General features: G+C 35.6%; 12 protein-coding genes. 5 read left to right on the top strand and 7 right to left on the bottom strand.

Annotated elements, in window-relative coordinates:
• Window positions 1-13 precede the first annotated feature (13 nt).
• From gmk to RBH94_RS06595, 3 genes are all read left to right on the top strand, one after another.
• Entirely contained in the window at window positions 14-586 is a 573-nt protein-coding gene (gmk, locus tag RBH94_RS06605; protein WP_307882917.1) for a guanylate kinase, read from the top strand.
• 72 nt (window positions 587-658) lie between these two features.
• Window positions 659-1,237: a nicotinate (nicotinamide) nucleotide adenylyltransferase gene (gene nadD, locus RBH94_RS06600; protein ID WP_307882916.1), complete on the top strand. Its 579-nt coding sequence runs from the start codon at window positions 659-661 to the stop codon at window positions 1,235-1,237.
• An 18-nt stretch (window positions 1,238-1,255) separates the two neighbouring features.
• Window positions 1,256-1,726 carry a hypothetical protein gene (locus RBH94_RS06595; protein ID WP_307882915.1) on the top strand — a complete coding sequence of 157 codons (471 nt, stop codon included), beginning with the start codon at window positions 1,256-1,258 and terminating at the stop codon, window positions 1,724-1,726.
• Between the two features lie 77 nt (window positions 1,727-1,803).
• Here the strand turns inward: RBH94_RS06595 and RBH94_RS06590 are convergent, their stop codons facing one another.
• Window positions 1,804-2,748 carry a nicotinic acid mononucleotide adenyltransferase gene (locus RBH94_RS06590; protein ID WP_307882914.1) on the bottom strand — a complete coding sequence of 315 codons (945 nt, stop codon included), beginning with the start codon at window positions 2,746-2,748 and terminating at the stop codon, window positions 1,804-1,806.
• Window positions 2,749-2,881: 133 nt separating this feature from the next.
• Between RBH94_RS06590 and RBH94_RS06585 the strand changes: the two genes are divergently transcribed.
• Window positions 2,882-3,883: an NAD(P)H-dependent glycerol-3-phosphate dehydrogenase gene (locus RBH94_RS06585; protein WP_188222503.1), complete on the top strand. Its 1,002-nt coding sequence runs from the start codon at window positions 2,882-2,884 to the stop codon at window positions 3,881-3,883.
• Between the two features lie 217 nt (window positions 3,884-4,100).
• Window positions 4,101-5,876 carry a DUF3472 domain-containing protein gene (locus tag RBH94_RS06580; protein ID WP_307882913.1) on the top strand — a complete coding sequence of 592 codons (1,776 nt, stop codon included), beginning with the start codon at window positions 4,101-4,103 and terminating at the stop codon, window positions 5,874-5,876.
• A gap of 79 nt (window positions 5,877-5,955) precedes the next feature.
• On the opposite strand, the gene RBH94_RS06575 is transcribed toward RBH94_RS06580, so the two are convergent.
• From RBH94_RS06575 to RBH94_RS06550, 6 genes are read right to left on the bottom strand one after another with little or no spacing between them, the layout of a single operon-like run.
• On the bottom strand, window positions 5,956-6,351 hold the full coding sequence (locus tag RBH94_RS06575; RefSeq protein ID WP_188222505.1) for a hypothetical protein: 396 nt from the start codon (window positions 6,349-6,351) through the stop codon (window positions 5,956-5,958).
• A gap of 45 nt (window positions 6,352-6,396) precedes the next feature.
• The gene (locus RBH94_RS06570) at window positions 6,397-6,975 is read right to left on the bottom strand and encodes a TetR/AcrR family transcriptional regulator (protein ID WP_307882912.1); all 579 of its coding nucleotides are present in this window, start codon (window positions 6,973-6,975) and stop codon (window positions 6,397-6,399) included.
• A gap of 5 nt (window positions 6,976-6,980) precedes the next feature.
• Window positions 6,981-7,277, bottom strand: coding sequence for a DUF3861 domain-containing protein (locus RBH94_RS06565; RefSeq protein WP_307882911.1), 297 nt, complete (start codon window positions 7,275-7,277; stop codon window positions 6,981-6,983).
• Window positions 7,278-7,281: 4 nt separating this feature from the next.
• Window positions 7,282-8,697, bottom strand: a complete 1,416-nt coding sequence (locus tag RBH94_RS06560) for an efflux transporter outer membrane subunit (protein WP_307882910.1) — start codon at window positions 8,695-8,697, stop codon at window positions 7,282-7,284.
• 2 nt (window positions 8,698-8,699) lie between these two features.
• Window positions 8,700-11,834, bottom strand: coding sequence for an efflux RND transporter permease subunit (locus tag RBH94_RS06555; protein WP_307882909.1), 3,135 nt, complete (start codon window positions 11,832-11,834; stop codon window positions 8,700-8,702).
• Between the two features lie 21 nt (window positions 11,835-11,855).
• A complete protein-coding gene (locus RBH94_RS06550; RefSeq protein WP_307882908.1) occupies window positions 11,856-12,983 on the bottom strand; it encodes an efflux RND transporter periplasmic adaptor subunit in 1,128 nt (375 codons plus the stop codon).
• Window positions 12,984-12,990 lie beyond the last annotated feature (7 nt).

The raw sequence follows: 12,990 nt of genomic DNA, 5'->3' as shown, positions 1-12,990 counted from the left end.
AAACCTTATAACATTGAATCAAGGTAAACTTATTGTATTTTCTGCACCATCGGGTTCGGGAAAAACAACCATAGTAAGACATTTATTAGGTATTGAAGATTTAAATTTAGAATTTTCAATATCGGCGACATCACGTGAAAAACGCGGCACAGAAGTAGACGGTAAAGACTACTACTTTTTATCGCTTGAAGATTTTAAAAAACATATTAAAAATGAAGATTTTTTAGAATGGGAGGAAGTGTATCGCGATAATTTCTACGGTACTTTAAAAACTGAAGTAGAACGCATCTGGGCGATGGGTAAACATGTTATTTTCGATATCGATGTATCTGGAGGCTTACGTATAAAACGAAAATTCCCTGAGCAAACGCTGGCGCTTTTCGTAAAACCCCCAAGTATTGACGAACTTAAAATTCGCTTGAAAAACCGTAAAACGGAAAGCGAAGAAAAGATAAGCATGCGTGTATCGAAAGCATCAGCCGAATTGGCAACCGCACCGCTTTTCGATAAAATAGTAGTGAACGACACCTTAGAACACGCTTTAGAAGAAGCCGAAACACTGGTAAGAGATTTTATAAACTCTTAAAAATAAAATAGCGCGCCATAATTACTTAGTAGTTATGGCGTTTTTAAAACTTATAAACACTGTACTAAACTCATGAAAATCGGATTGTATTTTGGCTCTTTTAACCCTATTCATGTTGGACATTTAATTATTGCCAATCACATAGCAGAATACAGTGATTTAGATGAAGTTTGGTTTGTGGTAACACCGCATAACCCGTTTAAAAAGAAAAGCACTTTACTAGACAACTTCGACCGGCTAGAACTGGTGCATCGCGCCACAAAAGATTACGACAAGCTTAAGCCTTGCGATATCGAGTTTAATTTACCACAGCCAAATTACACCATTAATACACTGGTACACTTACAGGAAAAATATCCTGGTCATGAATTTGCCTTACTTATGGGTGAAGACAATTTAAAAAGCTTCCATAAGTGGAAAAACTACCAGGTGATTTTAGAGCATCATCATATTTATGTGTACCCTAGAATTTCGGGAGAACAGCAAACCACGATTTTCGATAACCACCCTAAAATTCATCATATCGATGCCCCGGTAATGGAACTTTCTTCAACCTTTATTAGAAAGTCTATTAAAGCAGGCAAAAATGTAAAGCCTATGCTACCCGAACACGTTTGGGAACATATTGATGATATGCTTTTTTATAAATAGACCAAAACTTCTTCTTTTATGAACAAAATATATTTAGATGAGAACTTAAAAAATTATTATACAAATTGTCTCTTAGAAGAAATTAAATTAGAAAATATTGATAAAGGAATTGAAGATTATCTTCTTCTTATCTGTAAAAATAATAGTATCAGACCTATTTTTTCGAAAAAAGGAATCGATTTTGGAAAACATTATAGTTACCTAAAAATCTCATACTCAAAACACTCTGAAGATACTATTTTAAAAAAAGTTATCCCTTATTTTGAAACCGAATATTCAGACAATAGATATAAATGTGTTTGTTGTGAAATCAAACCATATATACAAACCAAAAGAAAAGTAACAATAGAAAATGAAGGTTCTAAGTGGCTTGTAGATTCAAACTACTTCAATATTTCTCAAATTAGATTTGAATTAAAAGGCGGTTCTGAAGATTTACATGAAAAATTCTGGAGCGAATTAAGCTTACAACTATCAGAATTAGATTAACTCCAAAACAAAGAAACCGCTTAAAGAAAGTCTCTTTAAAACGGTCTCTTAACTACTAAATAACCAACCAAAAATTGTTATACCCTTGTACTTGATCTCGGGTTTTCTACTTTATCTTTTCTAGGCTTACGCATTTTCTCTGTGGTTTCAGAAGTTGTTGTCGCTTTGCCTTTTGTATTTGTTGTTTTTAAATATTGAATGTATCCACGCCCTGTAAACTGGTAAACCGATTGCGACGACGGATGATACAATTCTATCTTACTGTCATTTATAACGCTCAATTCAAAATATTCATTGTCGAAATAATCATAATCTAATGTTAAAGTTTTCAGGTACATATCTCCGGCAACATCACCTACACCATACACACCTGTGTAATCCCAGATTAAATTATTAACACTGGTGCCTGAATTATCTTGAGAGCTTCTAAATTCAGAATCATTGCCTCCTGCTAAAAACTGTAAAAAGTTTTCGTTGTCAAATTCATTTAAAGCTCCGAAATCACTGGTATATGTCTTTTCCCAGGCATCGTATTCCTGTAAGAAATAATGAATGTTATCGTAGAACACAAAATCGTAATCGAAATTGTTTCGTTGGTACCCATCTAAGAAATAGGACGTATCATTTTTTGGGTTATACAATTCAATGGTATTGTTATCTATTTGATACACATCAAAAGTTGAAAATCCATCAATATCGTGATATACATCTAAAATCATCTCATAAGCATCGTATTCCCCGATATCAATTCCGAAGCCATTGCCGCTGTCTCCTAAACCTACAATATTATTATTGGCATACACCACACCATTTAAAAACGACATAGTAAACGCTTTTTGTAAAAACGGTGTTGTTCCGTAACCAACCGTACTATTTATATCTACATACCAAATCTCATAAGAGCGCAATAGCTGATTTAATGATATTCCAGGTTCTTCTTCCACAACTACAGTTTCCTGATAACAGGATGTGAAAAGTGTCGCTATTAGCGAAAAGCTTAAAAGTAATTTTACAGTCTTCATAGTCATTCGTTTTTTGAGTTACTGACTTAAGAGTTTCAAAACGCGTGCCAAAAAAATTGTTTAATAATTTCTTCACACCACTACAATGAATATTTTATGTACTTTTGCTCAGTATTAAACATTTAAACTTTTCATGGAAAAACCTTTAAAATATGCGGTGTTTGGCGCTGGAAGCTGGGCAACGGCTATTGTTAAAATGCTTTGCGAAAATTTAGATGAAATTGGTTGGTATATGCGTAGCGTATACACCAAAGAACACTTACTAAAAGAGCAACATAACCCTAATTATTTAAGTTCGGTTGAGTTTCATTTAGAGCAGTTAAACATCAGTAATGATATTAACGACATTGCCGATTATGCCGACGTTTTAATCTTCGCCATTCCTTCGGCATTCATGCATAGTGAACTTGAAAAATTAAACATCGATATTTCTAATAAAATTATTGTTTCGGCAGTGAAAGGCATTATGCCTGAAAGCGGATTACTGGTTGGTGAACATTTTCATGATTTTTACAATATCCCTTTTGAAAACATAGCCGTTATTGCTGGTCCATGTCACGCCGAAGAAGTCGCTTTAGAGCGTTTATCATATTTAACCATTTCATGTTTTGACCTTAGTAAAGCTAAAGCTATTGCTAAAAACTTATCCAGCGATTATATAAAAACTAAGGTTAATGATGATGTTGTTGGCGTTGAATATGCCGTTATGCTGAAAAACATTTACGCCATTGCTGCCGGTATTGCTCATGGTTTAGGGTATGGCGATAACTTTCAGTCGGTATTGATGAGTAATTCTATTAGAGAGATGAAACGTTTCATTAAAAAAATGCATAAGATGAAACGTAATATTAATAATTCTGCATATTTAGGTGATTTACTGGTTACAGGATATTCCATCTTCTCTAGAAACCGCATGTTTGGTAATATGATTGGAAAAGGGTATACCGTGAAGTCAGCACAAATGGAAATGAGTATGGTCGCCGAAGGATATTACGCCACTAAAAGTGCACACCTACTGAATGAAAAAAATAAACGTAAAACAAAACTCCCGATTATCAACGCCGTTTATGAAGTGCTTTATGAAAACAAAGACCCTAAAAAAGTCTTTAAAAAGCTAACCGAAAAATTGGACTAATTTTTAGAAAAACAATACAATCAAAAAAACCTCTTGAATATACAAGAGGTTTTTTTGATTTAAACTAGGCTACTCTAGGTACTCACACCTCTTCTACCAAATTCTCAGAACAATACAATGAATATAAAATCAACCAATTAGACAAGTTTATCACCTATCCGTTTTCTAAAGGAGCTATAGTTTTACCGAAACTATTACAAACTAAACTCTAACTTTCATGAAAAAGGTTTTACTTTACTTTTGGGTATTAATAATGCCATTATTCTCTTTTGGTCAAAATTCGGCGCCTTCATCTCATATAGGGGCAAACGACTATGCTTCTGGCGATATTATAATGAAATCTGTTCGATCTACCATAACAACAACCTCAACTTACTACTGTACCATGCAGTGGAACGCAGGCGGAGAAGGCGGGGCTTACTGCGGATTTCAAGACTCATCTGTTAATGGTCATCAATTTATTTACTCGATTTGGGACCCAAGTAACGGAGAACCAATTACAGCAGTTTACAGACCGGATGGCACTACAGTACAAAATTTTGGAGGAGAAGGCACTGGCCTAAAATCCGAAAACCAGATTATTGGATGGGATTTAAACAAATGGAATACATTAGTGTCTCGTAGGTGGGATGTTGGCGATCATACCTACTTTGGCTTCTGGATTCGTCGCGACTCTAAAGATAAATGGTACCATATGGTAACAATGGATTATCCAGTTGCCAACGTCACTTTTAATGGTAGCACAAACGCCTTTTTAGAAGACTGGTTGTCGTCTGGTGCAAATACCCGTCGTTTTGAAATGAAAGATGCCTTTAAAAGAAAACTTGATGACACCTGGCTACCAATGACCCAAGGTAATTTTAGTGTTAACAGTGGTGACATTACCTCTGGGGGGCGTTCAGAAAACTATGCTAGCTCCTATGATGCCGATGAAAACAATGGTGTATTTGCTATGCAAATAGGAGGCAGCACGACACCTTCTTTTTCAGGAACCACAAGAACATTAACCACATCGACTTACGCTTCAGAACCACAAAACCCTGCAATTAGTTTCTCTATAACAGGAGCCGCTACCAATAATGTAATTTGGGAAGTACCGGAATCATCTACACCTCAATTCAAATTCACTGTAAAAGTGAATGATGTTACTGTAGGTTCTGAAATTGAACCTGAAATTAGGCATTTTAATTTATCCGCTTCTGCTGGTGATAATGTAGAAGTTACTCTTGAAGACATTTTAGGAAGAACTTCAACTATAAGCACAACAGTAGCCGCAGGAACTATTGATGACCCGATAGCTACTGATTACACCTTAGCTGATGGTACCTATAAAATTACAGGGGTTGAAAGCGGTAAAGTTATTGCACCAACAAGTGCAAACCAATGGACACAAATAGCAAATTATAACGGTACTGAAAGTCATCAATGGGTACTTTACAACCAAGGCAATGACGACTATATCATAAAAAATGCTAATTATACAAGTCAATCTTTAGATGCCTTTGTTGCCGATTCAAAAGTAGGTATGTATCAATCTCATAATGAACCTGTAGGAAGTAATCAAAAATGGTATCTTACACACATTGCAGATGGTAAATACAAAATTACTAGCGTAGGTACAGGTAAAGTTGCAAACGTTTCAGGGACTACAAATGGATCAAATATCGATTTAATAAGTCCTTACACAGGAGAAGACAGCCAACTATTCACCTTTACAAACTTAGATGAAACCCTATCTACTAACACCCCAAATAAATATACTGGGTTATTTAAGTTTTACCCTAATCCTGCATCAAAAACCTTAAACGTTTTTATCGATAATCAAATCAATAAAAGTGAAGTTTTATTAGAACTTTACACCTTAACAGGTTCTTTGGTTTCTAAAAAACTTGTAAAAGTTGGACTCAACAAAGAATTAAACATCTCAAACCTTTCCTCTGGATTATATATTTTAAGATCTGAAGGAGTTACTCAAAAAATAATTATAAAATAGAACCAATTCAAGGTTAATTTTTATGTAACAAAAAAAGGCATCGAAAAACCGATGCCTTTTACATTTATATTTTCCAAACCTACTTCACAACAACCCCCTTAACTTTCATTAAAGGTACCGGTTGCAAAGCCTTTAGGTTAATGGTGTTTTTTCTAAACAGATACGTTTTTTCAAACATTTGGTTTCCTTCAAAAAACGTCACCTTAAACTGGTTATTTAATGCGAACAAAGCCTCCTGCATCAATTCAATTTTAGCATAACTTTTTGCTGGTAACTTATCTAATTTCTTTCTAAAGACAGATGTTATTTTTTCATCATTGTATCCATTAGTAACAATAAGAACCACGTCTAAATCAACCTCCTTATCATTAATAATATATGCATTCCAATCCTGAGTTTTATAAATGTCATTATACTCATTTACAATTGCTACATAGACGTCCTCTACCTTTGGAATTTCAATATCTTTTTTCATATTTGATTTATCTCCTAACTTAATTTGTGCTGCAAAAGTAATAAACTATTCAAAATCTATTTTATAACCTTCTTTAGTAATTCCTTTTAAATTGTAAATAATGAAATGCCTTAAAAGTTCTTCGTTAGTATAATTATCAAAAAATATGTTATTCTTTAAAGCAATTTCTTCAAATCGCACAAAATAAAGATCGCAGAACAGTCTTAAATTTACCTCTGGCCTAATAATACCATCGGTTTGCGCTACAACTAAAAGTGGAAAAATAAGCGTGTTTAAGGTATAATCTCTAAACTCATCGAAAACCAAATTGGCTTTTGGGTAGTATTTTTTAAGTCCGAAAATGAAGGATGGTTTAAAATGTGAAACGTGCTGAAAAGCCTTTTTATAGATTAAAATAATAGAAGTTATAGGGTCCTCGTCGATACTTTTTATTTCGTCTTTGTAATTTTGAATCAATAATTCTACACATTGAATGACCAAATCTTCTTTATTTTCGAAGAATTTATAAATGGTTTTTTTAGAAACTCCTAACGATGATGCCAGCTCATCCATAGTAAAGCGCTTACTTCCAAACTTAGTAAAATTAGCAACCGAGCACTCTAAAACTTCCTCTTTTGTAGTCATATTAATTAACCATTATAAGATTTTAATTTGACCATAAAATCCTTAAAATGGGGTTGTAAATCTGAAAAAACTTCATGATTCCTATTTCTAAGAAGAACTTCACCAAATAATTTTAAACCTACAGCAAACTCTTTCGCATCTTTAGCATTTTCAAAGATATTTTTCGACTCTACTTTTTCAATAATATTGAAAATATTATCGTGGTTTTCGAATTCAAAATCTAAAGATTGGGTTGGAGCAGAAGCATCTTTTAAAGATACTTCTGCCAACGTCAATCGGTACTTATTGTTCTTCTTTTTCATTGTATTATTTCCAACCGCCACCTAAAGCTTCGTAAATATTTACTACACTTAACAACTGTTGAAGTTTATTGTCAATCACATTAAGTTCGGCATTTAAGGCACTTTGTCTAGCTGTTAACAGGTCTAAATACGTAGCATAACCGTTTTGTAGTAACTCTTCAGAATTAGTTTCTGCATTACGCAAAGCTTCTACTTCCTTTTGTCTGTATTCAAACTTTTCGGTCTCAGCGTTATATGTATAAAGCGCATTAGACACCTCGTTTCCTGCTGTCAATAACGTTTTCTTAAAGTTTAACAACGCTTGTTCTTGCTGGGCATCGGCCACTTCTTTTTGCGTTCTAATTCTACGCTGATTAAAGATTGGCTGTGTTAAGCCTCCCACGATATTAGCAAACAACGAATTCGTATCGATTAACTGATCTAGCTGTAAACTTTGCAACCCTCCAGAACCTGTTATGGTTAAAGACGGATAAAAATTACTACGTGCCACATTAGTCATTTCAAAAGCATTAATTAAACCATATTCTGCCGCCATTACATCTGGCCTGTTACTTAACAATAAAGATGGTATACCTAGTTTAATTTCAGAGTCTAAATGCTGACTCTCTAAATCGCTGCGCTCAATAACAACCGACGTACGACCTAAGAGTAAATTCAGAGTGTTTTCAGTTGTAAAAATAGCCGCTCTTAAATCGACTTCAAGTGCTTTGGCATTGTTGTACTGTGCTATATTTTGATCTACCGCTACCTGAGTTACCTGACCAGCATCTTTTAAAGCCTGAATAGTTTCTACACTACTTTCTCTGGTTTCAATTGTTTTTCTTGTTACATCTAACTGTGCATCTAAAGCTAACAACTGATAGTAAACCGAAGCAATACTAGATACGAGTTGCGTTTTCACAGCCTGATGGGCCGCTACACTTTGTAAATAACTGGCTTCACTTGCACGTTTGTTACTTCTAATTTTACCCCAAATATCAGCTTCCCAAGATAAATTACCTGAGATTTCAAACTGTTCTATCGAACCATTAAAGAACGACCCGAACTGACTGTTACCCGCTAATTCCTGATGCGTCATGGAAGCCGTAGCTCCCAAAGTTGGAAAGTAGCCAGCTTTACCTTGTTTGTAATACGCTTCGGCGGCAGCCATTTGCTGAATAGCCACTCGAATATCAATATTATTCTCCAAACCTTCCTGAATATATTGATTCAGGTAAGAGTCGGTAAACATATCTGTCCACGATACATCTGCCATCGATAAACTATCGGATGGCAGCGCATCGGTTCTATATAAATTCTCAGTTTCTTCAAACTCTGGTCTGTCATAATTTTTAGCTACAAAACAACTCTGTAAAAATGTTGCTGCTACAGCTAAAACCAAAGCTTTTTGTACCATGGTATTTTTTATATGTAATTTCATAATTAGTCTACTTTAGTTTCTATAACAACAGGTTTACTTGATACTTTTTCTTGTAACCACTGGAATACGATAAACAACACTGGAATAATAAATACCCCTAAAATGGTTCCTATTAACATACCTCCGGCAGCACCTGTACCAATAGAATTATTTCCTTCAGCACCCACACCTTTGGCTAATACCAATGGCATCAACCCTAAAATAAAGGCAAACGATGTCATTAAAATTGGCCTTAAACGCGCCTTGGCTCCATGGATTGCTGCATCAATTAAACTTTCGCCATTTCGTCTACGCTGTAATGCGAACTCTACGATTAAGATGGCATTCTTCGCCAATAACCCTACAAGCATAATTAATGCAATCTGGAAGTAAATGTTATTTTCAAGCCCCATCATTTTTGTGGAGAAAAAGGCTCCGAATACCCCTAATGGCAGTGAGAATATTACCGAAAGTGGTAACAAGTAACTCTCATACTGTGCAGATAACAGGAAGTAAACGAAAACAATTACTAACAAGAAAATCATTACGGTTTGATTACCTGCATTAACCTCTTCACGTGATAAACCAGAATAAGCCACCTCATAATTACTAGGTAGATTTTTAATCTCGTTGTTTACAATGGAAATCGCATCACCGGTACTAAATCCAGGATTCGATGCACCATTTATCTTTACGGAGTTATATAAATTAAAACGTGTAACCGACTGCGGACCATACACACGCTTTAAGTTAACGAATTGTGTAATAGGCGTCATTTCACCGCTTCCGGTTTTAATATATAATTCGTTTAGTGAATTTTTATCCGAACGATCTTCTGGAAGCGCTTGAACATACACACGGTACTGCTTACCGAATCTAGAAAAGTCTGCCGCGTAAACCCCTCCAATATATCCTTGCATGGTGGAAAAAATACTGCTTATCGAAACACCATACTTTTTAGCTAACGGTACATTGATTTCTAATTCGTATTGAGGATACTTTGTATTGAAAGATGACTGTCCGTATTGTATTTCTGGATTCTGCATCAAACTACCAATAAACTCCTGAGTAGTTTTATCTAACTCCTCGAAACTTCCTCCTGATTTATCTAATAAGTTGACCTCAAAACCTCCAGACAAACCGAAACCAGGTATACTTGGCGGTGCAAAGAAAATAATATTCGCATCTGGAATAGTCGCTGCAATACCAAATAATTGCCCAATAATTGCATTTGCCGATTGACTTTCGTCTTCACGCTCTTCCCAATCATTTAATTTAACAAATCCTAATCCGTAGTTAGATCCTGCTCCACTAATTAAACTTCTACCATTTATAACAGTAACCCCTCTTACACCTGGTATTTGTTTTGCTTTATTATAAATTTCTTGCGTCACCATATTGGTACGGTCCATAGAAGCACCTGCTGGCAACTCAACATTCATAAATATAATACCTCTATCTTCTGAAGGCACAAACCCTGTAGGCGTAGAATTGGCTGCCCAATAAATACCCACACCCGATAAAATAAGCACAAAAACAGTCACCCATTTATTATGCGATAAGAATTTTAATGATTTTCCATAACGCTCTGTAGTCGCTTCGAAAGCTGCGTTGAAGGCATCATAAAAACGTTGTAAAAAACTTTTACTTTTATGTTCTTCGTCGTGAGATTTTAAGAAAAGCGCACATAAAGCCGGACTCAACGTTAAGGCATTAACCGCCGAAATTAAAATGGCTACAATTAAGGTTACACCAAACTGCTCGTAAAATACTCCTGTTGGCCCTTGAATAAAGGTTACCGGAATAAATACCGCCGCCATAACTAAGGTAATAGAAATAATAGCACCAGATATTTCGTGCATCGCTCCTAATGTCGCCTTCTTCGCATTCTTTTCTCCTTGGTCTATTTTTGCGTGAACCGCTTCAACTACCACAATCGCATCATCTACCACAATACCAATCGCTAGTACTAATGCAAATAAGGTTAATAAGTTAATGGAGTACCCGAATAAATTTAAGAAAAAGAAAGTACCAACAATCGCTACTGGTACAGCTATAGCTGGAATTAGCGTAGAACGGAAATCCTGAAGGAAGATAAACACCACTAAGAATACCAATAAAAAGGCTTCAATTAAGGTGTGTTTTACTTTATTCATGGACGCCGTCAAGAAATCGTTCGTATCATAATTAATAACATACTTAACGCCATCAGGGAAATCGGCCGATAAACGCTCTAGCTCTGCTTTAATTGCAGTAATAATTTCCTGAGCGTTAGATCCTGCTGTTTGATAAATCCCCATATTCACACTCGGAAAGCCTTCGGTAAATCCGTAAGATTCATAACCCTGAGCATCCATTTGCACAGTCGCCACATCTTTCAAGCGTAAATACTCACCATTATCTAAAGCTTTAATGATGATATCTTCATATTGTTCTTCAGTTTTAAAACGCCCGCTATACTTAATATTATAGGTAAATGCCTGACCGTCATTCTGACCTAATGAACCTGCCGAAGCCTCTAAACTCTGCTCATTTAAAGCTGCAGTTACTTCAGCCGGAATTAAATTATACGCTGCTAACTTTTCTGGTTTTAACCAAATACGCATCGCATAATCCTGATTAGAAAATACGTTTACATCCCCTACCCCGTCAATACGTTGAATGGCAGGAATCACGTTAATTTTTAAATAATTCTGAACATAGGTCGCATTGTAATCTTCATTTTCAGAATACACCGAGAAGAACATCAATGCTGATGTTTGTTGTTTTTTGGTTAATACTCCGGTTTGTTTCACCTCTTGAGGTAAAAGCGGATTAGCTCTCGCCACACGGTTTTGTACGTTTACCGCGGCAATATCCGGATCAATATTCTGGTTAAAGAATACCGTTACGTTTGCAGTACCGTTGTTATCTGCAGAAGAGGTCATATACGTCATCCCTTCTACGCCATTAATCTGCTCTTCAATAGGAATGATAACACTCTCTAAAATGGTTTCGGCACTGGCTCCTGGATAAGTAGCCGTTACCTGAATGGTTGGCGGAGCAATATCTGGATACTGCTCAACCGGTAAGGCCGCATAGCCTAAAATCCCCAAAATAACTATGATAATGGAAATTACGGTTGATAAAACCGGTCTTTCTATAAATGTTTTTAACATAATATTTTTTGTTTCTAACTCTTACTGGAATAATGGTTTAATAGGCTCTACAACACTATCGAATGCAACTTCTTGTGGCACAATAGGCATTTGATTTCTTAATTTACCAATACCTTTCACTACAATTTTATCTCCTGTATTTACACCAGATGTTACCACATAAAGCTCATTGGTCTTATCTTTAATTGTAATTAACGTTGCCGACACTGTATTGTCTTCATTAACCTTATAAACAAAGGTTTGCCCTTGTTGCTCGTATGTTGCAGATTGTGGCACTACCACAGCATCTTTATAATTGGTAGGAATTTCTATAGTTCCACTATTACCGTTAGCGAGTAATAAATTAGGATTTTCGAAAAGCGCTCTAAAACTTACCGTTCCTGTAGTTGGATCAATTTGACCAGTAACTGTTTGAATTGTTCCTTGCTCGTCATATTCCTGTCCGTTAGCCAACAATAAACTCACTTTAGGGAAGTTATTTACTTTATCCTGAAGTGTTTTTCCTTCAGTCTTTTGAATGAAGTTTAAATATTCGGTTTCATTCATTGCAAAGAATGCGTACATCTTATCTATGCTTGCCACCGTAGTTAACGGTTTTGCACTGGTAGCACTAACCAGCGCTCCTTCTCTATAAGGAATAGCTCCTACATACCCATCAACCGGACTGGTTACTGTTGCGTAACCAATATTTGCTACAATACTATTGTAGTTACTTTTGGCTTGTAACAATTGAGCTTTAGCCGTTTCTAACTGCACTTCGCTAATGATGTTTTTTTCAACCAGTGGTACTAGTTTATCAACCTCCACCTGAGCTGCATTTACATTAGCTTTAGCCGCTTCGGCATCCTGACTTAACGATTGCGTTTCTAATTTAAAAAGGGCCTGCCCTTTTTTTACTTTTTGCCCTTCGTCAATTAATACTTTTTGAATGTACCCCGATACTTTTGCTCGAACTTCACTACTTATAGTTCCTTCAATGGTAGTTGGATACTTTATAAATGAAGTAACGTCCTTTTGAGGTAAGGTTGTTACCGTAAATGGTAATGCCTGTGATTGCCCTTGAGCAGCCTGACCTTTATCTTTTCCGCAGGCTACGAATAACATCGTTGATGCTATCAACGATAATATAAAATAATTATGTTTTATCATTTTCAGT

Source organism: Aestuariibaculum sp. YM273, assembly GCF_030908365.1.
Classification (GTDB): domain Bacteria; phylum Bacteroidota; class Bacteroidia; order Flavobacteriales; family Flavobacteriaceae; genus Aestuariibaculum; species Aestuariibaculum marinum.
This window is presented reverse-complemented; position numbering and strand designations above follow the sequence as displayed.